Origin of the sequence: Corallococcus interemptor, assembly GCF_003668875.1 — a bacterium.
In the GTDB taxonomy this organism is placed as follows: Bacteria; Myxococcota; Myxococcia; order Myxococcales; family Myxococcaceae; genus Corallococcus; species Corallococcus interemptor.
Genome location: NZ_RAWM01000139.1, coordinates 1 through 23,524, shown reverse-complemented (window position 1 = coordinate 23,524; position 23,524 = coordinate 1). Strand labels below are relative to the sequence as shown.

The 23,524-nt window shown below is 69.9% G+C and carries 20 protein-coding genes and 1 pseudogene; 13 read left to right on the top strand and 8 right to left on the bottom strand.

The genetic code is table 11. From position 1 onward, the window contains the following. The 4 genes and pseudogenes from D7X96_RS40545 to trmB form a co-directional block, all read right to left on the bottom strand. Positions 1 to 234 (bottom strand): annotated as a pseudogene (locus D7X96_RS40545) (hypothetical protein); the annotation flags it as partial. A 67-nt stretch (positions 235 to 301) separates the two neighbouring features. Beyond that, positions 302 to 715, bottom strand: coding sequence for a hypothetical protein (locus D7X96_RS32820; RefSeq protein WP_120551562.1), 414 nt, complete (start codon positions 713 to 715; stop codon positions 302 to 304). Positions 716 to 765: 50 nt separating this feature from the next. Further along, the gene (locus D7X96_RS32815; RefSeq protein ID WP_121771537.1) at positions 766 to 1,809 is read right to left on the bottom strand and encodes a diguanylate cyclase; all 1,044 of its coding nucleotides are present in this window, start codon (positions 1,807 to 1,809) and stop codon (positions 766 to 768) included. A 128-nt stretch (positions 1,810 to 1,937) separates the two neighbouring features. Then, positions 1,938 to 2,555 carry a tRNA (guanine(46)-N(7))-methyltransferase TrmB gene (gene trmB, locus D7X96_RS32810; protein ID WP_120551564.1) on the bottom strand — a complete coding sequence of 206 codons (618 nt, stop codon included), beginning with the start codon at positions 2,553 to 2,555 and terminating at the stop codon, positions 1,938 to 1,940. Positions 2,556 to 2,636: 81 nt separating this feature from the next. On the opposite strand from trmB, the gene D7X96_RS32805 reads away from it, so the two are divergent. The 7 genes from D7X96_RS32805 to D7X96_RS32775 all read left to right on the top strand — a co-directional run bounded on the left by D7X96_RS32805 (position 2,637) and on the right by D7X96_RS32775 (position 13,502). Beyond that, a complete protein-coding gene (locus tag D7X96_RS32805; protein WP_120551565.1) occupies positions 2,637 to 3,563 on the top strand; it encodes a bifunctional riboflavin kinase/FAD synthetase in 927 nt (308 codons plus the stop codon). A gap of 187 nt (positions 3,564 to 3,750) precedes the next feature. Continuing rightward, the gene (gene pilB, locus D7X96_RS32800) at positions 3,751 to 5,451 is read left to right on the top strand and encodes a type IV-A pilus assembly ATPase PilB (RefSeq protein ID WP_120551566.1); all 1,701 of its coding nucleotides are present in this window, start codon (positions 3,751 to 3,753) and stop codon (positions 5,449 to 5,451) included. Positions 5,452 to 5,499: 48 nt separating this feature from the next. Beyond that, positions 5,500 to 6,612 carry a type IV pilus twitching motility protein PilT gene (locus D7X96_RS32795; RefSeq protein ID WP_120551567.1) on the top strand — a complete coding sequence of 371 codons (1,113 nt, stop codon included), beginning with the start codon at positions 5,500 to 5,502 and terminating at the stop codon, positions 6,610 to 6,612. A gap of 55 nt (positions 6,613 to 6,667) precedes the next feature. Then, positions 6,668 to 7,918: a type IV pilus assembly protein PilC gene (gene pilC, locus D7X96_RS32790; protein ID WP_120551568.1), complete on the top strand. Its 1,251-nt coding sequence runs from the start codon at positions 6,668 to 6,670 to the stop codon at positions 7,916 to 7,918. A gap of 61 nt (positions 7,919 to 7,979) precedes the next feature. Then, positions 7,980 to 9,518, top strand: a complete 1,539-nt coding sequence (locus tag D7X96_RS32785; protein ID WP_120551580.1) for a two-component system sensor histidine kinase NtrB — start codon at positions 7,980 to 7,982, stop codon at positions 9,516 to 9,518. Beyond that, positions 9,515 to 10,957 carry a sigma-54-dependent transcriptional regulator gene (locus D7X96_RS32780; RefSeq protein WP_120551569.1) on the top strand — a complete coding sequence of 481 codons (1,443 nt, stop codon included), beginning with the start codon at positions 9,515 to 9,517 and terminating at the stop codon, positions 10,955 to 10,957. Before D7X96_RS32785 ends, D7X96_RS32780 begins: the two co-directional genes overlap by 4 nt. Positions 10,958 to 11,174: 217 nt before the next feature. Next, the gene (locus tag D7X96_RS32775) at positions 11,175 to 13,502 is read left to right on the top strand and encodes a YfhO family protein (RefSeq protein ID WP_147468448.1); all 2,328 of its coding nucleotides are present in this window, start codon (positions 11,175 to 11,177) and stop codon (positions 13,500 to 13,502) included. On the opposite strand, the gene D7X96_RS32770 is transcribed toward D7X96_RS32775, so the two are convergent. From D7X96_RS32770 to D7X96_RS32755, 4 genes are all read right to left on the bottom strand, one after another. Continuing rightward, positions 13,499 to 14,266, bottom strand: coding sequence for an ABC transporter permease (locus tag D7X96_RS32770; RefSeq protein ID WP_120551571.1), 768 nt, complete (start codon positions 14,264 to 14,266; stop codon positions 13,499 to 13,501). The genes D7X96_RS32775 and D7X96_RS32770 overlap by 4 nt on opposite strands. Further along, on the bottom strand, positions 14,263 to 15,243 hold the full coding sequence (locus tag D7X96_RS32765) for an ABC transporter ATP-binding protein (protein WP_120551572.1): 981 nt from the start codon (positions 15,241 to 15,243) through the stop codon (positions 14,263 to 14,265). The genes D7X96_RS32770 and D7X96_RS32765 overlap by 4 nt, the downstream gene beginning before the upstream one ends. Beyond that, positions 15,224 to 16,138 (bottom strand): tetratricopeptide repeat protein, encoded by a 915-nt coding sequence (locus D7X96_RS32760; protein WP_121724409.1) that lies wholly within the window; start codon positions 16,136 to 16,138, stop codon positions 15,224 to 15,226. The genes D7X96_RS32765 and D7X96_RS32760 overlap by 20 nt, the downstream gene beginning before the upstream one ends. Positions 16,139 to 16,258: 120 nt before the next feature. Continuing rightward, positions 16,259 to 16,861 (bottom strand): type IV pilin protein, encoded by a 603-nt coding sequence (locus D7X96_RS32755; RefSeq protein ID WP_121771535.1) that lies wholly within the window; start codon positions 16,859 to 16,861, stop codon positions 16,259 to 16,261. A gap of 230 nt (positions 16,862 to 17,091) precedes the next feature. Between D7X96_RS32755 and D7X96_RS32750 the strand changes: the two genes are divergently transcribed. From D7X96_RS32750 to D7X96_RS32725, 6 genes are all read left to right on the top strand, one after another. Next, positions 17,092 to 18,162, top strand: a complete 1,071-nt coding sequence (locus D7X96_RS32750) for a prepilin peptidase (protein ID WP_120551575.1) — start codon at positions 17,092 to 17,094, stop codon at positions 18,160 to 18,162. 22 nt (positions 18,163 to 18,184) lie between these two features. Continuing rightward, a complete protein-coding gene (locus D7X96_RS32745) occupies positions 18,185 to 19,303 on the top strand; it encodes a sensor histidine kinase (RefSeq protein WP_120551576.1) in 1,119 nt (372 codons plus the stop codon). 35 nt (positions 19,304 to 19,338) lie between these two features. Continuing rightward, a complete protein-coding gene (locus tag D7X96_RS32740) occupies positions 19,339 to 20,763 on the top strand; it encodes a sigma-54-dependent transcriptional regulator (RefSeq protein WP_121771534.1) in 1,425 nt (474 codons plus the stop codon). 214 nt (positions 20,764 to 20,977) lie between these two features. After that, positions 20,978 to 22,060, top strand: coding sequence for a type IV pilus assembly protein PilM (gene pilM / locus D7X96_RS32735; protein ID WP_014399064.1), 1,083 nt, complete (start codon positions 20,978 to 20,980; stop codon positions 22,058 to 22,060). Positions 22,061 to 22,095: 35 nt separating this feature from the next. Continuing rightward, a complete protein-coding gene (locus D7X96_RS32730) occupies positions 22,096 to 22,779 on the top strand; it encodes a PilN domain-containing protein (RefSeq protein WP_120551578.1) in 684 nt (227 codons plus the stop codon). 22 nt (positions 22,780 to 22,801) lie between these two features. Next, positions 22,802 to 23,386 (top strand): type IV pilus inner membrane component PilO, encoded by a 585-nt coding sequence (locus D7X96_RS32725; protein WP_120551579.1) that lies wholly within the window; start codon positions 22,802 to 22,804, stop codon positions 23,384 to 23,386. Positions 23,387 to 23,524 lie beyond the last annotated feature (138 nt).

Here is a 23,524-nt window from a genome sequence, read left to right as displayed (position 1 = left end):
GGGGGAGAGGCCGCCAGGGCGGGGCGTGGGCGCCACGCCCGCCGTGGGACGGGGCGCTGGCGTCGCGCGCGGAGCGCCTTCCGCGGGAGGGGCCACCGGGGCGGAGGGCGCCACCGGCGTGGGCCGGGGCGTGGGCCTCGGCGTGGGGGAGGGGGTGGGAGCGGCCGAGGACGGAGTCACCGGGCTGCCGGGCGTCGAGCCCGGCCGCCGGATGACTTCGACTGCGGGGGCCACCCGCCGTGTCTTCCTGTCGTTCACGGTTGTACGTTACCTGATGCGCGGGGTCCGGGCATGCCCGGGCTCACGGCTGGGGGGATGCTGAAAAGTCCACCTTCCACCCGGACGGTTCCCTCACCATCCGGACCTCGCCCGACCTTCCCGCCGAGCGCACCACCAAGGTCGCCACGTCGCCCTCCTGCCGGAGCAGCGAAACCTCCTGAACATCCGGAGGCACCGGGACATTCGCGAAGAACAGCGCGAGCGGCTCCGGCTTCACCATGCCTCCCGACGCGTCGCTCACCTGCTGGGCCCGCGTCTTCAGGACCTGCTGGGTCGGTTGTGACAGCCCGGCGTACGCCTTGGGCAGCTCTCCGCGCTGCACGTGCCGGTGGAACGTCTGGTAGGCCCCCACGGGGGTGTCCGGCTGGAGCCGGCTGCAGCCGCCCAGGGAGAGGAGGGCGAACAGCAGCCAGGTCGTCATCGCGAGCGGGCGCATGGGGCCTCCGATTTAGGTCAAACCGCCGCCGTGGGGAAGCGGGAGGTGTGTCACGCCGCGTGCTGGTGGACGCGATTGCGGCCCGTCCCCTTGGCGGAATACAGGCTCGCGTCCGCCGCGCGCAGCAGCGCCTCCGTGCCCGGCAGGTCGTCCGCGGGCACCGTCGCCACGCCCAGGGACGCGGTCAGCTTCACCTCCTGCGACATTCCGTCCGGCCCCGTCCAGGTCAGCTCCAGCCGCTCAATCGCCTCGCGCACCCGCTCGCACGCCCGGAGCGCGTCCTGGGGAGCCGCCTCTGGCAGCAGGGCGATGAACTCCTCGCCGCCGTAGCGGGCCAGCAGGTCCACCTCCCGCAGCGTCGCGCGCGCCGTGTGCGCCACCGCGCGCAGCACCTCGTCCCCGAAGGGGTGGCCGAACGTGTCGTTGATGCGCTTGAAGTGGTCGATGTCCAGCATCACCAGCGACAGGGGGGAGCGGTAGCGGCGCGAGCGCATGAACTCCTCGCCCAATCGCTCCTCGAAGTAGCGCCGGTTGTAGAGCCCCGTGAGCGCGTCCGTGCGGCTGAGCGCGAGCAGCTCCTGGCGGCGGCGGTCCAATTCGCGGTTGGCCCACTCCAGCTCGCGGTTCTTCTCCAGGAGCGCGTCCTGCAGCGCCTTGAGCCGCAGCATGGACTTCACGCGCGCGCCCAGCTCCAGCATGTCGAAGGGCTTGACCAGGTAGTCGTCCGCGCCCAGCTCCAGCCCCTCCACCTTGCCCGCCGCCTGCCGCGCCGTCATCAGGATGACCGGGATGAAGCCGAAGCCGCCCTCGCCCGCGTTCGCCTTGACGATGCGGCACACCTCCACGCCGCCCAGGCCGGGCATCTCCACGTCCATGACGATGAGGTCCGGCCGGGCCGCGCGGATGGCGGACAGCGCCTGCGTTCCGTCCAGCGCTTCCTTGAAGACGTAGCCGTGCGGGGCCAGGCCCTCGCGCACGTGGCGGATCTGCGCCGGATCATCGTCCACGATGAGCACGGTGCGCCCGGCGAGGTCGTTGCTGGGGCTGCTGCGGCGCACGCCCTCCGGCATCCGTTTCCTGTCGACTTCCGCCATGAGGCGCCCACCCCCCCAAAGTAGGGGGATTGTCCTCCGGGCGGAGGGCGCTGCCAAGGCCCCTCGCGGACCGCCAGGGCCCCAAAGCCCCTCGCGCGTCCAGGGCCTGTCAGGCGCCGGACGGATGACTACGCGGGTTTCACCAGGCGTGCGCGGTACACCGGTTCTCCGGACGCCAGGTAGCGCCGCTCGCGGGTGGAGGGCACCTCCTCCGGGTCGTACGGGTGGAACACGCCTGTGCCCAGCGGGTTGTGGAAGCCCGCCGCCTCCAGGATTTCGAGCATGGCCACCGCGCGGTCCTGCACGTCGGTGCGCATGTCGAAGCGGCCGCCCGGCTTGAGCAGGCCCAGCATCACCTTCGCGAAGTCGGGCTGCACGACGGCCCGCTTGGCGTGCGAGCGCTTCCACCACGGGTCGGGGAACTGCAGGTGGATGACGTCCAGGGACCCGGGGGCGAAGATGCGCGGCACCACGAAGCGCGCGTCGGACTCGATGACGCGCAGGTTCTTCATGCCCGCCTTCTCCGCGCGCATCTGCGTGTCGCGCGCGTACTTCTTGCGCCACTCGAAGGCCACGAAGCGCACGCCGGGGTTGCGGCGGCAGTACTCCAGCGCGTGTCCGCCCGCGCCGGAGCCGATCTCCAGCTCCAGGGGCCCCGTGAAGCCGAACTCCGCGTCCCAGTCCGGGGGCGCATCCAGGGGGACGAACTTGAGGCCGACTGGATCAGGGAGCAGGGCAGGGCGCATGGCGGGAACGGTGGGCCTCTAACCATGGAGCCGCGTGGGTTGGCCAGGGCAAAAGCGCGCGGGGTGCTATACGGAAGGGCCATGAAGGTCTTCCAGTCCGTGTCCGAGGCGGGCCGCCAGCTTCAGGGGCAGGCCCTCGCGCTGGGCAACTTCGACGGCGTGCACGTGGGCCACCAGGCCCTCTTCTCGGAGGCGCTGCGCCACGCCCCCGCCAACGCGCTCACCTTCCAGCCCCACCCGGGCAAGGTGCTCCAGCCGGACCTGGCGCCCAAGCTGATCACCCTGCTGCCGCGAAAGCTGGAGCTTTTGTCCGCGTGCGGCCTGTCCCACGTGGTGGTGCAGTCCTTCACCCGGGACTACGCGCGCTCCTCGCCGCAGGACTTCGAGGCCGCCCTCTTCGACACGCTGGGCGTGGCCCACGTCGTCGTGGGCAGCGACTACACCTACGGCGCCCAGCGCGCGGGCACCGTCGCCACGCTGCGCGAGGCCGCGGCGAAGCGAAGCGCCCAGGTGCACGTGGTGCAGCCGGTGAACGTGGACGGCGTCGTCGCGTCCTCGTCGCGGATCCGCGAGTACATCCTGGAGGGGCGCGTGGGGGCGGCCAGGCGCCTGCTCGGCCGCCCGTTCGACCTGGACGGCACGGTGGTCTCCGGCGCGGGCCGGGGGCGCACCATCGGCTTTCCCACCGCCAACGTGGACACGCAGAACGAGCTGCGGCCCGCGCCCGGGGTGTACGCCATCCGCGTGCGCCTCCTGGGGGAAGCGGACGGGCCATGGTGGCCGGGGGCGGCCAACATCGGCGTGAAGCCCACCTTTGGCGGCACGGAGGTCACCATCGAGGCGCACCTCCTGGACTTCTCCGGCGACCTCTATGGCAAGGAGCTGCGGGTGCAGTTCCTGGAGCGGCTGCGGCCCGAGCAGCGCTTCGGCTCCGCCGCCGAGTTGGTGGGTCAAATCAAGCGCGACGTGGAGGCCGCCCGCACCGTGGTGGCCCGCGGCGACGGGTAGGGCTCAGGCAGCAAGGGAGCACGCCAGGGCGCCTTGACAGGCCGCGCATCGGTTTCCTCTAATCCGGGAGGATCCGTGCCAGGGCTTCAGGCCCCTGCCGCACGGCATCATGTCTCCCCCCTTCGGGTCCCGCCGGCAGCCGGGGCTCTGGCTGTCCCCTCCTCACGCTCAAAGAGGCATCCCAGAAATGTCCGGTCGACTCGGTGAATTGCTGGTGCGCGAGAACCTCATCTCCGTCCAGCAACTCCGCAAGGCGCAGGAGGAGCAGCAGAAGAGTGGCGCGCGCATCGGCACGGCGCTGATCAAGACGGGCGCCATCGAGGAGTCGAAGCTCACCGACTTCCTGTCGAAGCAGTACGGCGTGCCGGCCATCAACCTGAAGGACTTCGACATTGATCCGGACATCATCAAGCTCGTGCCCAAGGAAGTGGCCGAGAAGCACCTGGTGATCCCGGTCAACCGCGCGGGCCCGTCCCTCATCGTGGCCATGTGCGACCCGTCCAACATCTTCGCGGTGGACGACCTGAAGTTCCTCACCGGCTACAACATCGAAGCCGTCGTCGCGTCCGAAATCTCCATCCGCGAATCCATCGAGCGCTACTACGCGGAGAAGGGCCCCTCGCTGGAGGACATCGTCGGCGACGTGGGCGACGACATCGAGGTCGCCAAGGACGAGCAGGAGAACGTGGATGAGATGGCCAAGGCCGCGGACGACGCGCCCGTGGTCAAGCTGGTGAACCTCATCCTCATGGACGCCATCAAGAAGCGCGCGTCCGACATCCACATCGAGCCGTACGAGAAGGACTTCCGGGTCCGCTTCCGCATCGACGGCGTGATGTACGAGGTGATGCGCCCGCCCATGAAGCTGCGCAACGCCATCACCAGCCGTCTCAAAATCATGGCGTCGCTGGACATCTCCGAGCGCCGCCTGCCGCAGGACGGCCGCATCAAGATCAAGATCGGCGGCGGCAAGGAGATGGACTTCCGCGTGAGCGTGTGCCCCACGCTCTTCGGCGAGAAGGTCGTGATGCGCTTGCTCGACAAGAGCAACCTGCAGCTCGACATGACCAAGCTGGGCTTCGACGCGACGCCCCTGGCCTGGTTCAAGGAGGCCATCGACCGGCCCTACGGCATGGTGCTGGTGACGGGCCCCACGGGCTCCGGCAAGACGACGACGCTGTACTCGGCGCTCTCCAGCCTCAACGACGTGGGCACCAACATCTGCACCGCGGAGGACCCGGTCGAGTTCAACTTCGCCGGCATCAACCAGGTGCAGATGCACGAGGACATCGGCCTGAACTTCGCGGCCGGCCTGCGCTCCTTCCTCCGCCAGGACCCCGACATCATCATGATCGGTGAGATCCGCGACTTCGAGACGGCGGAAATCGGCGTGAAGGCGGCGCTCACGGGCCACCTGGTGCTCTCCACGCTGCACACCAACGACGCCCCGGGCACGGTCAGCCGGCTCCTCAACATGGGCATCGAGCCGTTCCTCGTGACGGCGTCGCTCAACCTCATCCTCGCCCAGCGTCTGGCGCGCCGGCTGTGCCCCGCGTGCAAGCGCCCCGCGGAGAAGGTGGACGAGCAGGCCCTCATCGACGCGGGCATCCCGCCGGACAAGATGGGCACCTTCACCATGTACGAGAAGGTCGGCTGCCGCGAGTGCAACGACCGCGGCTACCGCGGCCGCGTGGCCATCTACGAGGTCATGCCCTTCTGGGACGGCCTCAAGGAGCTGGTCATCAACGGCGCCTCCGCCGCGGAGCTCAAGCAGGAGGCCATCCGCCTGGGCATGAGCAGCCTGCGCATGAGCGCGCTCAAGAAGCTCATGGATGGCATGACCACCCTGGAAGAGGTCGTGGGCAACACCGCGCCGGACCGCTTCTAAATCACCCCCACTTCCTCCCCCCGCTTTCCTCCGACAGGACACGCATCCGTGGCCAACCTGCACCAGCTCCTCAAGGCGATGGTCGAGAAGGGCTCTTCCGACCTCCACATCACCACCGGCTCGCCGCCGCAGCTCCGAGTGGACGGTGAGCTCGTCCCGCTCAAGACGGCGCCGCTCACGCCCGTGGAGACCAAGCAGCTCTGCTACTCCATCCTCACGGACGCGCAGAAGCACAAGTTCGAGGAGGAGAACGAGCTGGACCTGTCGTTCGGCGTGAAGGGCCTGTCACGCTTCCGCGCGAACATCTTCATGCAGCGCGGCGCCGTCGCCGGCGCGTTCCGCACCATTCCCTTCAAGATTTTGACCTTCCAGGAACTGGGCCTGCCGCCGGTGGTGGCGGAGCTGGTGAAGAAGCCGCGCGGCCTCATCCTGGTGACGGGCCCCACGGGCTCCGGCAAGTCCACCACGCTGGCCTCGATGATCGACAAGATCAACACCGAGCGTCATGAGCACATCATGACCATCGAGGACCCCATCGAGTACCTGCACCCGCACAAGAACTGCCTGGTCAACCAGCGCGAGGTCGGTGCGGACACGCGCAACTTCAAGACGGCCCTCAAGTACATCCTCCGCCAGGACCCGGACGTGGTGCTGGTGGGCGAGCTCCGCGACCTGGAGACCATCGAAGCGGCGCTCACCATCGCGGAGACGGGCCACATCTGCTACGCGACGCTGCACACCAACAGCGCGGTGCAGACCATCAACCGCGTGCTGGACGTGTTCCCGCCGTACCAGCAGCCCCAGGTGCGCGCGCAGCTGTCCTTCGTGCTGGAGGGCGTGATGAGCCAGGCGCTCGTCGCCAAGGCGGGCGGCCCGGGCCGCGTGCTGGCCCTGGAGGTCATGGTGCCCAACCCCGCCATCCGGAACCTCATCCGCGAGGACAAGGTCCACCAGATCTACTCGTCCATGCAGGTGGGCCAGGCGAAGTACGGCATGCAGACGTTCAACCAGGCGCTCGCCGCGCTTCTGGCGCGCCGGGTCATCTCCCAGGACGAGGCCTTCGGCCGTTCCTCCGACCCGGAGGAGCTGCGCAACATCCTCGCCACGGGCGGTGCGCCGGGTGGCGCCCAGCGGCCGGCCGGGGGAGCGGGTGCCCGTTAGTTTTGGGGCATGAAAATCACAGGTTAGACTCCTCGCCCTCCCCGGAGGTCCCGTCATGGCAGCACCGGCAGTGCAGCAGAAGGCGACAGCGTCCAAGAAGAACACGGCCCAGTTCCTCTGGGAGGCGAAGACCAAGAGCGGGGAGAACAAGAAGGGTGAGATGGAGGCCTCGGACATCGAGGCCGTCAACGCCCGCCTGAAGTCCCTGGGCCTCAACCCCACGAAGGTGCGCAAGAAGGGCACCTTCGACATGGAGCTGTCCCTGCCCGGGAGCGTCACGGGCAAGGACATCCTCATCTTCACCCGTCAGTTCGCGACGATGATCGACGCAGGCCTGCCGCTGGTGCAGTGTCTGGACATCCTCGCCAGCCAGATGGACAACCCCGCCTTCAAGAAGGTGGTGTTCGCCATCAAGGGCAAGGTGGAGCAGGGCAGCACCTTCGCGGACGCCCTGAAGGAACACCCCAAGGTCTTCGACGAGCTCTACGTGCAGCTGTGCGCCGCGGGCGAGGTGGGCGGTATCCTCGATACCATCCTCAACCGGCTCGCCGCCTACCGTGAGAAGAACGAGAAGCTCAAGGCGAAGGTCAAGGGCGCCATGACCTACCCGTCGGTGGTCATCCTGGTGGCCATCGGTGTGACGGCGCTGCTGCTCCTCAAGGTGACGCCCGTCTTCGAGAAGATGTTCGCGGACTTCGGCTCGCAGCTGCCGGGTCCCACGCAGGTCGTGGTGGACATGTCGAAGTTCGCCCAGGCGTACTTCTTCCACACCGTCGTCGGCATCGCCGTGGTCGTCTTCGCCTTCAGCTGGAGCTACAAGCAGCCCAAGGGCCGCAAGTTCTGGGACAAGACGTTCCTCAAGCTGCCCCTCTTCGGTGACGTGCTTCGCAAGGTGGCGGTGGCGCGCTTCACGCGCACGCTGGGCACGATGATCTCCTCCGGCGTGCCCATCCTGGACGCGCTGGACGTGACGGCGAAGACGGCCGGCAACCGCACGGTGGAAGAGGCCATCTACTACGTGCGCGGGAAGATCGCCGAGGGCAAGAACATCGCGGGTCCGCTGCTGGAGACCAAGGTGTTCCCGTCCATGGTGGTGCAGATGATTGGCGTCGGTGAGGCGACGGGCGCCATGGACACCATGCTCAACAAGATCGCCGACTTCTACGACGACGAGGTGGACACGGCCATCGGCGCGCTGACGTCGATGATCGAACCGCTGCTGATGGTGTTCCTCGGCGGCGTGGTGGGTGGCTTCCTCATCGCCATGTACCTGCCCATCTTCAGCCTTGCCGGCGCGATCAAGTAACGCGCGCCTGGGCGGTTCCTCATCCAGCGCGGCCCCGGGCCTGGGGCCCCGCCTGGTGTGGCTGGTGTTGTTCCGCACCGTCGCGGCGAGCCTGTCGCTCGTGGTGACGGTGGCGAGGCTCCTGACGCAGCCCGCGCAGGAGCCCACCCGGGCGGACTCGCTGTCGTTCGCGGTCATCGCGGGCGCGTACGTCCTGACGGTGGTGACGGGCCTGCGGCTGCGCCGGGGCACCGCGGGGCGGCTGGACGGCATGGTGACGGTGGTGGGCGACGTGCTCATCGCCACCGGGCTCGTCTACCTGAGCGGCGGCGCGGACTCGCCGCTGACGTTCCTCTACAGCCTGGCCGTGATTGGCGCGGCGGTGGTGCTGGACTGGCGCGGCGCGCTGGTGGCCGCGGCCGTGTCCACGTTCGCGTTCACCATGCTGCTGCTCATCATGCGGCTCACCACGCCGGTGGACGTGGTGACGGTGCCCGCGGCGCGCGTGCTCTTCGTGCTGGGCAGCAACGCGCTGGCGCTGGTGCTCATCGCCGTGCTGTCCGGCTACCTGTCGCGCCAGCTGTCCGCCACCGGCGGCGCGCTGTCCCAGAGCGAGGCGGACCTGCGCCGGCTGGGGCGGCTGCAGCAGCTCATCCTGTCCTCCATGCCGTCGGGGCTGGTGACGTGTGACGTCCAGCGGCGCGTCACCTTCCTCAACACGGCGGCCCACGGCATCCTCCACGTGGAGGACAACGCGTCCGTGGTGGGCCAGCCCCTGGAGATGCTACTGCCGGGGGTGTCCACGCTGGCGCCGCGCGCCACGCGGGGCGAGCTGCGCGTGCGCACGCCGGGTGGCAACCGGGTGCTGGGGCTGTCGGTGTCGCCCCTGGAGGGCGAGGCGGGCGCGCTGCTCATCGTCTTCCAGGACCTCACGGAGCTGCGCCGCATGGAGGAGGACCTGAAGCGCACGGACCGGCTGGCCAGCCTGGGCGCGCTGTCCGCGCAGCTGGCGCACGAAATCAGGAACCCGCTGGCCGCCATGCGCGGCTCCGCGCAGCTCCTGGCGCAGGAGCAGTCGCGCGACGCGGTGGTGACGAAGCTCACCGGCATCCTCACCCGCGAGGCGGACCGGCTGGCGCGGCTGGTGGAGGACTTCCTGCGCTTCGCCCGTCCGCCGGAGCCCCAGCGCCGGCCGGTGGCGCTGGACGCGCTCCTGTCGGAGACGGTGGACATGCTGAGAGCGGACCCCCTGGCCCGCGAGGTCCAGACGGAGGTGCGCGCGGCGGAGTCCCTGACGGCGCAGGTGGATCCGGATCAGCTGCGCCAGGTGCTCATCAACCTCCTGCGCAACGGCTTCCAGGCGGCGGGCCCCCAGGGGACCGTGCGGGTGGCGCTGGCGCGGGTGGAGAAGGAAGCCCAGATTCGCGTGTGGGACTCGGCCGGCAGCATCACGGAGGAGATGATGGGACACCTGTTCGAGCCGTTCTTCACCACCCGCAGCGGCGGCACCGGGCTGGGGCTGTCCACCGCGCACTCCATCATCCGCGCGCACGGCGGCAGCATCCGCGTGACGTCCCACCCGGCGGAAGGCACCGAGTTCGTCGTGGGGCTGCCGCTGTGACGGCGCTCCCCCACGAAGGAGGCCCGCGCGGCCACGTGCTGGTGGTGGACGACGAGCTGTCCATGCGCGAGTACCTGGAGATATTGCTCGTGCGCGAGGGCTACGCGGTGACGAGCGTGCCCGGCGTGGAGCCCGCCCGCGCCCTGCTGGCGAAGGACCCGGTGGACCTGGTCATCTCCGACATGAAGCTGGGCCCGGCGGGCAGCGGCCTGGACGTGCTGCGCGCGGCCCGGGCGCTCAAGGAGCCGCCGGAGGTGGTGCTCATCACCGCCTTCGGCACGCCGTCCTCCGCGGTGGAGGCCATGCGCGAGGGCGCGTACGACTACATCTGCAAGCCCTTCGACAACGAGGAGCTGCGGCTCTTGGTGCACAAGGCGCTGGAGAAGCGCGCGCTGCGCCAGGAGAACAGCACGCTGAAGGCGCGGCTGTTGCCCGGGCTGGGCGGGCTCCTGGTGGGCACCAGCCCCCGCATGCGCGCCCTGTGGCAGCTGGTGGAGAAGGTGGCGCCGGGGCGCAGCACGGTGCTGGTGACGGGGGAGAGCGGCACCGGCAAGGAGCTGGTGGCCCGGGCCGTCCACCTGCGCGGCCACCGCGCGGCGCAGCCCTTCCTGCCCTTCAACTGCGCGGCCCTCAACGAGGGCGTGCTGGAGAGCGAGCTCTTCGGCCACATGCGCGGGGCCTTCACCGGCGCCACGCACGAGCGGCCGGGCCTGCTCATCTCCGCGGGCGAGGGCACGGTGATGCTGGATGAGGTGGGGGAGATGCCCCTCTCCACGCAGGTGAAGCTGCTGCGCGTGCTGCAGGAGCGCAAGGTGAAGCCCGTGGGCAGCGCGGCGGAGGTTCCCTTCCAGGCGCGCGTCATCGCGGCCACCAACCGCCGGCTGGAGGCGGAGGTGAAGGCGGGCCGCTTCCGCGAGGACCTCTTCTACCGGCTCAACGTCATCACGCTGGAGTTGCCCCCGCTGCGCGAGCGGCCGGAGGACATCCCGCCCCTGGCGACGCACTTCCTGTCGCGGCTGGCGGAGGAGCTGGGGCGCCCGGGGCTGCGCTTCGCGCCGGAGACGCTGGCCCTGATGGAGCGCTACGCCTTCCCGGGCAACGTGCGCCAGCTGCAGAACATGGTGGAGCGCGCGGCCACGCTGTCGGACTCGGACGTGCTGGGGCCGGCGACGCTGCCGCCCTCCGTGCGAGGCGAGGCGGAGCCGCAGGCGCGCTCGGGTGAGGCCGGCGAGCCGGTGCTGGGACAGGGCTTCAACCTGGAGCGGCACCTGGACGACCACGAGCGCCGGCACCTGCTGGCCGCGCTCAAGCAGGCGCAAGGGGTGAAGACGCGCGCCGCGGAGCTGCTGGGCCTGTCCTTCCGCTCCTTCCGCTACCGGCTGGCGAAGCACGGCCTCACGGATGAGCTGGACGAGCCCGGCGGGACACGCGCCGGCTGACGGCTTCCGGAAGGAGCGGGCGAAGGCAGGGGCCGGGTCGCAGGAGCGCGCCGGGCGGCGGGTGGTGCAGGTCCTCCCGCGTGAACGCGGGGTTGTGGTAGCTGGTGGGGAAGTTCACCGCGAAGCCGCGCCACGCCTCCGGAGCCGCGGACAGCCAGGGAGCGGGATGAGCGACCAGCAGCGAAGGACAACGGTCGGGCGCGGGGGGAGGGTGGCGGTGGCCGCGCTCCTGTGGGGCCTCTTCTTCTTCCGGGCGCTCTCCACCTCCGGCGTCTTCATGGCCGGGGACACGCTGCGGGCCTTCTACCCCATGCGGGCCTACTGGGCCTCGCGCGTGTCCGCGCTCGAGTTCCCCGACTGGCTCCCCTATGACGGCCTGGGCCAGTCCTTCCCCGGCATCTTCATCACCGGGACGTTCCACCCCTTCCTCTGGCTGCACCTCGTGCTGCCGTTCGCGCTGGCCGCGAAGCTGACGCTCCTGGCGTGCTTCCCCCTGGCGCTGGGGGGCACGTACGCCCTCGTGCGGGCCTGGGACGTGCCGCGCGCGGGCGCGCTGTTCGCGGCGGTGACGTTCACGTTCAGTGGCTACCTGGTCTGCATCACCAACAACCCCACGTACCTCCAGGCCGCGAGCACGCTCCCCCTGGCGCTCTGGCTCGCGCTGCGCTTCCTGCGCGAGCCGGGCCTCACCCGGTTGACGCTCGCGGGCATGGTGCTGGCCCTGGTGGCCTTCGCCGGGGATGCCCAGGCGTTCGTCATGGCCAACGCCTGCATCGTGTGCCTGGCGGCGTTGGATCCGCGGGCCGGGCCCTGGCGCCGGCGCGTGGGGGCGTGCGTGCTGCTCATCCTCGCCGGAGGGCTGCTGGCCGCGCCGCAGCTGTTGCCCGCCGCCGCGCTCACCGCGGGCTCTGAGCCGGGAGCCCGCTCGCTGGTGGAGGCGCAGCGCTTCTCGCTCCACCCGCTGCGGCTCTGGGAGCTCGTCCTGGGGCCGTTCCTCGCGGACGCGCAAGGCACGCAGGGCATCCCCGTCGCGGTGGTGAGGCACCTGGTGCCGTCCGGCGGCTTCAACCGCACGTGGGTGGACTCGGTGTACGTGGGGACGCCCGCGTGCGTGCTGGCGCTGGCGGGGCTCGCCGCCTCCGTGCGGCAGTGGCGGGCCTGGGTGTTCGCGGCGCTCGTGTTGCTGCTGGCCGCGCTCTGCCTGGGGGACGCGCTGCCGGTATACGGCTGGGTCTACCAACTGGTCCCGTTCTGGAGGCCGTTCCGCTATCCGGAGAAGCTGGTTCCGCTGCTGTCCCTGGGGCTCGCGGTGGCCGCGGGCCTGGGCTGGAAGCGGTGCCTCACTCCAGGCGGCAGCGCCCGGGCCGTGGTCTGGGTGGGACTGCTGGTGGCGCTGCCGTGCGCGGGGCTCGCGCTGGTGGACGCGACGGGGCAGGGGTGGAGCCAGCACTGGCTGCGCGTCCGCTGGCCGGACGTCCCCGGGCCCGTGCTCCAGGGGCTGTCCGGCAACGTCCTCGCCAGCGCGGTGGCCGGAGCGGTGCTCGCGTCCGCCTGCGCGGCGCTGATCTTCCTGCGCGAGCGGCCCTCCCTGCAGGGCGCGTTGCTCGTGGCCCTGCAGTGGGGGGCGCTGGCGTGGGCCCATGAGCCGCTGTACCAGCTCTCTCCGGAGGAGCTGCTGACCACGCCGCCCGCCTTCGTGGAGCGCATCCGCGCGCTGACGGCGCCCGGGGAAAGGGTCCGGGTGGCCTCGTCGCTGAGGGATCTGCCGCCGCCGCGCCTGGCGGGCGTGCGTTACAACGACGCCCTCAACCTGCTGCAGCTGTCCGTCCTGGCCCCGGACATGGTGGCGCTGTGGGGCCTGGAGAGCGCGAACGAGTACCTGCCCGGGGTGAGCCCCCGCGTGCGCCAGCTCAAGGCGGACCGGGTGCACTGGTTCACCCGGCTCGCGCCCCGGCTGGGCACCCGGTTCGTCGCCTTCGCGACGGCGGAGCAGCGGGAGCTGGGCGCCCGGTTGTCCGCGCGGAGCACCTTCGTGGATCCGGTCCTGGGCCTGACGCTGGTGGAGTACGCGGACGCCGCGCCGCGCATCCACCTGGCGCGGCCGGAATGCGTGGAGGGCAGGGCGGAGGCCGCGCGGCGGATGCTGTCACCCCAGCTGCCACCCTCCGACGTCGCCATCGTGGAGTGCCAGGCCGCGCTGCCGGCCACGCCCGAGGGCCCGCTGGGGCGGATAGACGTGGCCCCGGGCACGCTCGAGCACCTCACGGTGGAGGTGGAGGCCCTGGCCCCCGCGGTGCTCGTGGTCAACGACGCGTACCAGCCGGGATGGCGGGCGAGCGTGGACGGACAGGACGTCCTCATCCTCCCCGCGAACGTGGCGGTCCGCGCGGTGCCGGTGCCCGCCGGACGGCACCTGGTGGAGCTGCGCTACCGCACGCCCGGCCTGACGGCGGGGCTGCTCGTCGGCGCGCTGTCGTGGCTGGGGCTCGCGCTGGCCTGCCTGGGGAAGCGCTTCCTCCCCAGGCGCCGGGCGCCAACGGCCTAGCGGAAGTCGCGCCGCTCGAAGATGACGATGGCCAGCGTGGTGAGCACCAGCGTCCACGCCAGGCTGTAGCCCACGCCGGAGAAGAACGTGGCGGCGTCCACCGGCAGCGCGTACGTGGCCTGGGGCCGGAAGTTCACCCGCTCCAGGTTGGGCAGCGCGTAGTACAGCGTCTTGCCAATGCCCCGCACCAGGACGCTCTCCGAGCGGCTGGCGATGGAGTACAGGTCCCCGGTCAGGTGCCCCGTGAAGTACATGCCAGTGGTGGCGATGGCGGACACCGCGGGCCCCGAGAAGCTGGAGAACAGGATGCCCACGCTGCTGATGACGAGCAGCTCGAACCACAACCCCGCGCTGGCGAACAGCTGCGTCGACGTGATGTTCGCGCCGAAGAGCAGCAGCTCGCCCAGGAACACGGCCGTCATCGCCACCAGCAGCACGCCCAGCGTCAGCATGGTGCCCGCCAGCCGCGCCACCAGGAACTGACGCCGCGACACGGGCTTGCTCACCACCAGGAAGATGGTGCGCCGCTCAATCTCCCGGCTGAGCAGGCTGCTGGACAGGAAGATGCTGAGGAAGACCAGGATGATGCTCATCATCCCCAGGCCGAAGTCCGTCAGCACGCGGTCGAAGGTGGCGACCGTCACCTCCGTCACCAGCGAGGAGGACAGCAGCACCACCGCGGCGAACACGCCCACCACCACCGTCACCCGGTTGCGGCGCGCCTCGCGAAAGCCATTCCACATCATCGCGCTGAAGGCGCTCACGTGTTGATCTCCCCACCCACGCTCGACGCGCGGCCTGATTCCTTCAGCGCGTTCATGAACAGCTGCTCCAGCGAGAAGCGCGCCGGCTGCATCCGGTTCACCCGGCCGCCCGCGCCCAGCACGCCGCCCAAGAGCCGCTGGCTGTCCACGTCCGCCACCTGCAACATCACGCGGCCATCGAGCGCCTGCACCGACTCCAGCGGAATGCCCAGCCCGCGCACCTGCTCCGGCTTCAAGCCCTCCACCACGACCTCCACCGTGGGCACCTGCGCGGACACCAGCTCCTGCACGCTGCCCTCGCGCACCCTGCGGCCGCCCACCAGCACCGCCAGCCGGTCGCACAGCGACTCGACGTCCGGGATGATGTGGCTGCAGAAGAGCACCGTGGTGCCCTTCTCCCGCTCGGCCAGGATGAGGTCGCGCATCTGCCGGCGCCCCAGCGGATCCAGGCCGCTCGTGGGCTCGTCCAGGATGAGCAGCTTCGGCCGGGACACCAGCGCCTGCGCCAGGGCCACGCGCTGCACCATGCCCTTGGAGTAGCGGCGGATCTGCAGCTTCTCCGCGCCCGCCATCTCCACCGCGCCCATCACCTCGGTGACGCGCGTGTCCAGCTCCTGGCCGGACAGGCCCGCCAGCTGGCCGGCCAGCGTCACGAACTCGCGGCCCGTGAGGTACTCGTACGGGGCGGGGTTCTCCGGCACGAAGCCCACCAGCCTGCGCGTGGCGGCGTCCTCCACCGGCTGCCCGAAGAGCCGCGCGGTGCCGCCGCTGGGGCGCACCAGGTTCATCAGGATCTTGATGGTCGTGGACTTGCCGGCGCCGTTGGGGCCGAGCAGCCCGTAGATCTGTCCGGCGTCCACCTGCAGGTCCAGCGACTGGAGGGCCCGCACGGTGCGGTTGAACCAGAAGCCGACCTTGTAGGTCTTGTGCAGCCCCTGCGCATGGATGGGCGGGGCTTCAGGGCTGGGATTCGTCATGGTTCGTGACTCGGGGCTTGGGCACCAGGCGTTCGCCGTCCTCGGTGCGTTCATCATGGATGAGTTCCATGCGGAAGCGCGCGGCGTCCGAATAGGCGCGGCCATCCTCGCCCAGGAACAGCTTGCCCCCCAGCGGATCCGCGGGGAGCTGGGCCAGGTCTCCTGCTGCGACCAGGGCGGGCAGGTCGTCGGGCAGGTGGCCCTCGCGCTCGCGGTAGCGGGTGATGGCCGCGTCGATGGTGCGCAGCAACCGCTCCTGGAGGATCTCCTGCACGCGGTGCGCGTAGAACTCGCGCGTCTCGTCATCCTCCGCGCCATCGCGCAGGGCCATGCTGAGTGACAGGCCGCTGTCGAAGTCGCCGGACTGCGCGTACAGGCGCGTGGCCAGCGCCGAGTACCAGGAGGGGGCGTCAGGCCGCCGCGACAGCTCCTGGATGATGTCCGCCGCTTCCTTGTACTTCTTCTCGAAGAACATCAGGTTGTACGCCAGCTGGAAGGACAGCCGCTGGTTGTCCGGCAGGTGCTTGAGCCCCTTGCGCAGGATGGTGCTCGACTCCGCGACGTTCAGGTACTCGCCCTTGCCCAGGTGCACCGGCAAGGTGATGCCCGAGTAGAAGTACGCCTGCCAGAAAGCAGGGTCCAGGTCCGTGACCAGGTCCGCGTAGTCGTAGATCTGCCGGTACTCCGACGGCCGCGCCGCCGCGCCAATGCGGTTGAGCAGGAGGATCCAGAAGTAGTCGGTGACCAGCCCCTGCTGGGAGCGGAACAGCGTCTTGAGCAGTCCGGGGCGGGGCAACAGAGGCCCACCGCCCTGCCTGGAGACGGGCCGGGGGGGCGCGGACAACAGCGCCACCAACAACACGCCCGGGACGAATCGCAGGTACACCTTGTCCATGGCTCCACCCAACGAAAATGGGGCGCCCGATATGCCCGGGCGCCCCATGGATTCTGCCATCCCCCACTGCGATCCGTCACGACGGATCCGCGGCGGTATCAGGCGAAGCCGCTCGACCGACTACTGGTCGCAGCTCACGTCGTTGTACGCGTTGCCCGGCTCGCCGGCGGCCACCAGGTTGGTGTCCACGCCGCAGGTGCCGGCCAGCGTCGCGCCCGTCGGGGAGGAGGTGATGCCCCAGGCGTCGCCCATCGCGTCGTTGTCGACGTTACCGACGGCGTTCGCGCTGAAGAAGCAGTTCGGGCAGTCCGCCGCGGCAGGCTGCACACCCAGGGCGGCGATCGCGTCCTTGGGGGCCGGCGCGGTGAGGAACTTCGCCACGTCCTGGCCAATGCAGCCGGCCTTGGCGCGCGCGGTGCGCGTGTTGGCGGGGGAGGTCTCAGCGCAGCCGGGGATCAGGCCGTAGCTGTAGCGGTTCGCGGGCTCCGGATCGAAACCGACGACCGTGAAGTCGGCGCTGTACTTGTCCTTCTCACCAAAGTACGACTTCTGCGCCGTGAAGATGGCCTTCAGGTTCGTCTTGGCCTCGGACTGCTTCGACTTCGCCTGGAAGCGGATGAAGTTCGGGATGGCGATGGCGGCCAGGATGCCGATGATGGCGACCACGATCATCAGCTCGATGAGGGTGAAGCCACCCTTCTTCCGGAAGAGACGGTTCATCATGTTTGGGGACTCCGCGGCAAGCAGAGGGGGGTTGAACGACGCGGGAACTCTTAGCACGAAGAGTGCCACGCCGAACAATCCGCCCAACCCCCGGGATTCCCAGGGCAGGCGGTCAGGGAAGGGGATGGATCAGCCGCGGGCCTGCCAATTTTTGTCACTGACGCTGACGGTTTTCGTCCTCCATCCGGCAGTCGCCAGCTCCGGAAGCGGCGGGTAGGATTCCGGGCTCCGTGACGTTCACCTACGCGCCGGGCTGGGCCGAGCCCCTCTTCATCCTCTTCCTGTTCATCCTCGGCCTGTGCATCGGCTCCTTCCTCAATGTCGTCATCGCGCGGGTGCCCGAAGGACTGAGCATCGTGCGGCCCGGGTCCCGCTGCCCCAAGTGCGGGCACGTGCTCTCCTGGTACGAGAACATCCCCGTCCTGTCGTGGCTGGGGCTGCGCGGGAGGTGCCGCGGCTGCGGCGCGCCCATCTCCCCGCGCTACGTCCTGGTGGAGCTGCTCACGGGCCTGCTGTTCCTCGCGTGTCTCAAGCGCTTTGACTGGACGTACGAGCTGGTCCCCGCGCTGGTGCTCGTGTTCCTGCTGGTGCCGCTCACCTTCATCGACCTGGAACATTGGATCCTCCCGTTCTCGCTGACGCTGCCGGGCATCGCCGCGGGCGTGCTCCTGGCCATTCCCCAGGGCGTGGACGCGGTGGGGCAGGCGGCGCTGGGCGCGGCGGTGGGTTTCCTGAGCTTCCGCCTCATGGAGTACGTGGGCTGGCGCGCCTTCAAGCGCGAGGCGCTGGGCGGCGGGGACAAGTTCCTCGTCGCGCTGCTGGGCGCGTTCCTCGGCTGGCACTCGCTGCTGGGCATCCTCTTCTTCTCGTCGCTGCAGGGCTCCATCGTGGGGGTTGCGCTCCTGACCCTCACGGGGAGAGCGGGGCCGCGCGGCGCGCCCGAGCCCGAGTCCACGCCTCCGCCTGCTCAGGATCCGCAGGCCGACGCGGCCCTGACTCCGCCGGTGGAGGCTTCCAAGGAGGAAGAGGAGCCCGAGCCCACCATGACGTGGGACTTCACGAAGCCCGGCCTGCCGCTGTGGAAGCGCGTGGTGCTCGTCCCCTGGTGCCTGCTGTTCCAGCCCATCCCGGACGCGACGCTGGATGAGACGGGGGAGGAAGAAGAATGGGTCCCTGGCCCCACCAACATCCCCTTCGGTCCGTGGCTGGCGCTGGCGGGGCTGGAGGTGATGCTCCTGGGGCCGTGGCTCGCGCGCGTGCTGCCCCTGGACGTGGCGCTGATGCTCGGAGGGACGCGGTGAGGGGCCTTGCGCCGGTGCGCGGATGAAGTGGCGCATCGCCAGCGTGGCGTTCCTCCTGGGCTCGCTGTCCACGGGCCTGTCGTGGCTGACGCTGCAGCCGGTGCTCATCCGGCTGTTGGACATGGCGCGCCGGCTGGCGCTGCCGGGCTCCCTGGACATGGAGGGCCTCGCGCGGATCCGCGCCTTCCTGCCGCTGGCGCTGGGGTTGGATCTGCTGGTGCTGACGCTGCTGGCCTACGGGGTGCTGGACCTGGCGGTGGGCCGGCCGCTGCGCGCCATGGAGAAGTCCGTGGAGCAGCTGGGCCGGTTGCAGCTGGACGTGCCGCTCTCCGGACAGGGCGGGCCGTTCCTGTCGCGCATCCAGCGCGAGCTGCGGCGGATGGCGGAGGCGCTCAAGCAGGAGCAAGCCCTCACGCGCGCGCAGCTGGAGGCGCTGCGCGAAGCGAACGCGCGGCTCGCGCGGGCACAGACGGAGCTTGTCGCCTCTGAGCGCCTGGCCACGGTGGGCAAGCTGGCCGCGGGCGTGGCGCACGAGGTGGGCAACCCCCTGGCGGGCATCCTGGGCTACCTGTCCCTGGCGCGCGCCAGGGCGGAGGGGCCGGAGGTGAAGGACTTCCTGGAGCGCATCGACCACGAGGTGACCCGCATCGACCGCATCGTGCGGGGCCTCCTGGACCTGGGCCGTCCGGCCAGCGCCTGGCCGGGGCCCGTGGACGTGGGGCAGGTGGTGGAGACCTGCGTGCGGCTGGTGCGCGCGGGGCCGGAGCTGGACCGGGTGGACGTCACCCTGGACGTGACGCCCGGCCTGCTGGCCCGCGCGGACGCGGGGCCCCTGTCGCAGATCCTCATCAACCTGCTGCTCAACGCCGCCCAGGCCATGGGGGGCGAGGGCCGCGTGCGCGTCACCACCCGGAGTGAGGACGCGCTCGTCCTGGTGGAGGTGCAGGACAGCGGCCCGGGCCTGTCGCCGCAGGTCCGCGCGCACCTCTTCGAGCCGTTCTTCACCACCAAGGGACGGCAGGGGACGGGCCTGGGGCTGGCGGTGTCGCTGAACCTGGCCCAGGGCATGGGCGGCCGGCTGGACGCGCGCGACGGCACGGGGGGCGGGGCGTGCTTCCGGCTGTCGCTGCCAGCGGCCTGACGGCGGGGCCAGACGGCATATGATGGGCGTCCCCCATGCCCCTCTTCCGCACCGTCCTCGTCGCCGACGACGAGCCCTCCATCCGCCACATCCTCACCCTGGTGCTCACCGACAAGGGCTACGACGTGCGCGCCGTCGCCGATGGCGACGAGGCCCTGCGGGAGCTGTCCACGCGCGCCTATGACGTCCTGGTGACGGACGTGCGCATGCCCCGGCGCGACGGGCTGTCCGTGCTCAAGGCGGCGCTCGTGGAGCAGCCCGGCCTCACCGTGGTGGTGATGAGCGCGTACGGCTCCCAGGAGCAGGCGCTGGAGGCGGTGCAGGCGGGCGCCTACGACTACGTCCAGAAGCCCTTCAAGCCGGAGGAGATCGTCCTCGTCCTGCGCAAGGCGGAGGAGCGCGAGCGGCTGGTGCGCGAGAACCGCCGCCTGCACGAGGCGCAGCTGCCCGGCGCGTCCGGGGGCCACATCCTGGGACAGAGCGCCGCGCTCCAGGCGGTGCTCAAGCAGGTGGCGCGCGTGGCGCCCGTGGACACCACGGTGCTCATCTCCGGGGAGAGCGGCACCGGCAAGGAGCTCATCGCGCGCGAGCTGCACGGCAAGAGCCGCCGCGCCGCCATGCCCTTCGTCGCCGTCAACTGCGGCGCCATCCCCCACGGCCTCCTGGAGAGCGAGCTGTTCGGCCACGCGAAGGGCGCCTTCACCGACGCGCGCACCGCCCGCCGGGGCCTGTTCGCGGAGGCCGACGGCGGCACGCTCTTCCTGGATGAAGTGGGCGAGCTGCCCCTGGGCGCGCAGGTGAAGCTCCTGCGCGTGCTGCAGGAGGGGGAGATCCGCCCCGTGGGTGAAAGCCGCGTGGAGCGCGTGGACGTGCGCGTGGTGGCCGCCACGCTGCGCGATTTGGGCAAGCTGGTGACCCAGGGCGACTTCCGCGAGGACCTCTACTACCGCCTCAACGTCGTGAACCTCACGCTGCCGCCCCTGCGCGAGCGCCGCGAGGACATCCCGCTGCTCGCCCGCGTCTTCCTCCAGCGCTTCAACCGCGAGCTCAACCGTGCTCCTCCGGTGGAGGGCTTCACCCCGGAGGCCGAGGCCCTGATGACGGCCTACGCCTGGCCCGGCAACGTGCGCGAGCTGGAGAACGCCATGGAGCGCGCCGTGCTGCTCGCGGAAGGCACCCACATCGCGCCGGGCAGCCTGCCCGAAAAGCTGTGGGCGGCTTCCGCACCCGCGCCGGTGGGGACGGCCGCGCCGCTACAGGCCGGGGGCGACCTGTCGCTCAAGCGGGCCATCCGCGAACTGGAGGAGTCCTACATCCGGGCGGCGCTGCGGCGCACGAAGGGCAACCGCACCCGGGCGGCGGAGGTGCTGGACATCAGCCACCGGGCGCTCCTCTACAAGATCAAGGAGTACGGCATCGATCCGGACGCGGAGGGGGCCCGGACCGAAGGGCAGGGGTGACGCCCGGCTGGCGACTCCCCAGGAATCCTCCGGCGCCATTTGACGGAACGCGTCCGGGGCCGGAAAATCGGGCCTCCGCGAAGGATGGGTGGGGGCGCGGGTGTGGCTGGCTTTCACGGCGCTCCCCCGTCCGCAGGGCGGCCGGGCGCCAAGCACTTTTTAGGAGGGGTATCAAGCCGGTGCTACGCTGGCGCCCTCTCCGATGGAGTTACGCATGGCGAAGGGCAAACTGGCACTCGGGCTGGATATCGGGTCGACGTCGATCAAGATGATCATGCTCAAGGAGCAGCGCAAGCGCGGTGAAGTCGGCTACGCGCTCCAGAGCTTCGGAATGAAGCCGCTGCCTCCGGAAGCCATCGTGGACGGCGCGCTGATGAACTCCACGGCCATCGTCCAGGCCGTCCAGGAGCTCATGTCCGAGCTGAAGGTCAAGGGCAAGGACGTCGCCATCGGCGTGTCCGGCCACTCGGTCATCATCAAGAAGATCCAGATGCCCCGCATGAGCCAGGAAGAGCTCGAGGAGAGCATCCAGTGGGAGGCGGAGCAGTACATCCCCTTCGACGTGAAGGACGTGAACATCGACACGCAGATCCTCGACGGTGGCGGCAACGACGCCACCGGTCAGATGGACGTGCTCCTGGTCGCGGCCAAGAAGGACATGATCAACGACTACACCACCGTGGTCTCCGAGGCGGGACTCGCGCCGGTGGTGGTGGACGTGGACGCGTTCGCCGTCCAGAACATGTTCTCCACGAACTACGAGCTGCCGGACAAGGAGACGGTCGTCCTCATCAACGCCGGCGCCTCCGTGGTGAACATCAACATCATCGCCAACGGCGTCACCGTCTTCACCCGTGACGTGACCATCGGCGGCAACCAGTTCACCGAGGAGATCCAGAAGCAGCTCAACGTCTCCTACGAGGAGGCGGAGGCGCTGAAGATCGGTGGCAACCGCGCGGACGCGGACGCCGTCGTGCCGCAGGACGTGGAGCGCGTGCTCTCCAGCGTCGCGGAGCAGGTGGCCGGCGAAATCCAGCGCTCGCTGGACTTCTACGCGGGCACCGCCGCGGACTCGAACTTCACCAAGGTCTACCTGTCCGGCGGCACCGCGAAGATCCCCGCCCTGTTCAAGACCATCGAGGCGCGAACCGGCGTGCCGGTGGAGATCCTCAACCCGTTCCGGAAGATTGAAGTGGACAACCGCAAGTTCGACCCCGCGTTCATCATGGACGTGGCGCCCATGGCCGCGGTGGCCGTGGGACTGGCGCTCCGGCGCCCGGGCGACAAGCTGGGCTGATACCGCTCTGACCGACCTTGAGGAACTGAACGCACATGATGATCCGAATCAACCTGCTGCCCGTCCGGGCGGTGAAGAAGCGGGAGATGGGCCGGCAGGTCCTGGCCCTCTACGCCGCGGTCCTGATCGCCGCGGTGGTCGGCAACTACTTCTGGTACGCGGACCGCGACGGCGAGCTGCAGAAGGCCAACCAGGGCATCGCCCAGACGCGCGCGAAGATCGCGGAGCTGGAGAAGGTCATCGGCGAGGTGACCAACATCAACGCCCGCAAGAAGGAAGTGGAGAAGAAGCTCGCGGTGCTGGACACGCTGCGCAAGGGCCGCAACGGGCCGGTGCGCATGCTGGACGCGCTGTCCTCCGCCATGCCCAAGAAGGTCTGGCTCAAGGACTTCGTGGAGGCCTCCAACAGCGTCACCATCAACGGCTCCGCCGTCAGCCACGACGAGGTCGCGGAGCTGATGCGCGGCCTGGGCGGCATGGTGTGGACGCCCAAGGGCATGGGGCGCCTGGTGGATCAGGGCCGCGGCGCCGCCAAGACGTCGCGCGTGGAGCTCTTCAACACGGAGACCGCGAGCGTGGAGGAGTTCTCCTCCGGCGACATCAAGCCCTTCTTCGGCAACATCGAACTGACCAACGCCGTGCAGACCAAGCCCGCTCAGGCCGGTGCTCAGTCGTTCGTCGAGTTCAAGCTCACCCTCACCGCCAACTACGCCATCTGATTGGCGGCGAAGGACCCCTGTCATGGAAAAATACCTGGATCAACTCGCGAAGGCCCCCCCCGCGGCGAAGTTCGGCGGGCTCGCGGCCCTCGTCGTCCTCTTGACCGTGGCCAACTTCTTCTCCTTCATCCAGCCCACGGAAGAGGACATCGCGCGCAGGAACTCGGAGCGCCGGACGCTGGACCTGGAGCTCGCGGAGAAGAGCGAGATCGCCCAGAACCTCAACGAGCGCCGCCGTGAGATGGACGTGCTCGAGCAGAAGCTGGCGGAGGCCCTCACGGAGCTGCCCGAGCGGCGCGACATGGAGGAGCTGCTCGCGCAGATCAACGACATCGGCAAGAAGTCCGGCCTGGAGATCTCCCGCGTGGAGCCCGACCGCGAGTACGTCGAGGGCGGCGAGTTCTTCGCGCGCATCCCCATCAAGATGACGGTGAGCGGCAACTACCATGAGATCGCCATGTTCCTGCAGGAGATGGCGAACATGCGGCGCATCGTGAACGTCAACAACATCAAGCTCGATGGCGCGACCCTGAAGAACGAGAAGGTGGTCCTCCAGAGCAGCTTCCTGGCGACGACGTTCCGGTTCATCGAGACGAAGAGCAACTAGAAACTTGATCCGCCTGGCAACTGGGGCGACAAGGGATGACGCGGATGAAGACGTTCAAGTCCACGATGACCGCTGCGGTGATGGCGCTGACCCTGTCCGCTTGTGAGGACAGCCCTCCACCTCCGCCCCCTGCTCCCC

Excerpts from the sequence above, each read along its gene's own strand:
- D7X96_RS32820 (WP_120551562.1), bottom strand. The coding sequence starts at position 715 with ATGCGCCCGCTCGCGATGACGACCTGGCTGCTGTTCGCCCTCCTCTCC.
- D7X96_RS32815 (WP_121771537.1), bottom strand. The coding sequence starts at position 1,809 with ATGGCGGAAGTCGACAGGAAACGGATGCCGGAGGGCGTGCGCCGCAGC.
- trmB (WP_120551564.1), bottom strand. The coding sequence starts at position 2,555 with ATGCGCCCTGCCCTGCTCCCTGATCCAGTCGGCCTCAAGTTCGTCCCC.
- D7X96_RS32805 (WP_120551565.1), top strand. The coding sequence starts at position 2,637 with ATGAAGGTCTTCCAGTCCGTGTCCGAGGCGGGCCGCCAGCTTCAGGGG.
- pilB (WP_120551566.1), top strand. The coding sequence starts at position 3,751 with ATGTCCGGTCGACTCGGTGAATTGCTGGTGCGCGAGAACCTCATCTCC.
- pilC (WP_120551568.1), top strand. The coding sequence starts at position 6,668 with ATGGCAGCACCGGCAGTGCAGCAGAAGGCGACAGCGTCCAAGAAGAAC.
- D7X96_RS32765 (WP_120551572.1), bottom strand. The coding sequence starts at position 15,243 with ATGACGAATCCCAGCCCTGAAGCCCCGCCCATCCATGCGCAGGGGCTG.
- D7X96_RS32760 (WP_121724409.1), bottom strand. The coding sequence starts at position 16,138 with ATGGACAAGGTGTACCTGCGATTCGTCCCGGGCGTGTTGTTGGTGGCG.
- D7X96_RS32755 (WP_121771535.1), bottom strand. The coding sequence starts at position 16,861 with ATGATGAACCGTCTCTTCCGGAAGAAGGGTGGCTTCACCCTCATCGAG.
- D7X96_RS32745 (WP_120551576.1), top strand. The coding sequence starts at position 18,185 with ATGAAGTGGCGCATCGCCAGCGTGGCGTTCCTCCTGGGCTCGCTGTCC.
- D7X96_RS32740 (WP_121771534.1), top strand. The coding sequence starts at position 19,339 with ATGCCCCTCTTCCGCACCGTCCTCGTCGCCGACGACGAGCCCTCCATC.
- pilM (WP_014399064.1), top strand. The coding sequence starts at position 20,978 with ATGGCGAAGGGCAAACTGGCACTCGGGCTGGATATCGGGTCGACGTCG.
- D7X96_RS32730 (WP_120551578.1), top strand. The coding sequence starts at position 22,096 with ATGATGATCCGAATCAACCTGCTGCCCGTCCGGGCGGTGAAGAAGCGG.
- D7X96_RS32725 (WP_120551579.1), top strand. The coding sequence starts at position 22,802 with ATGGAAAAATACCTGGATCAACTCGCGAAGGCCCCCCCCGCGGCGAAG.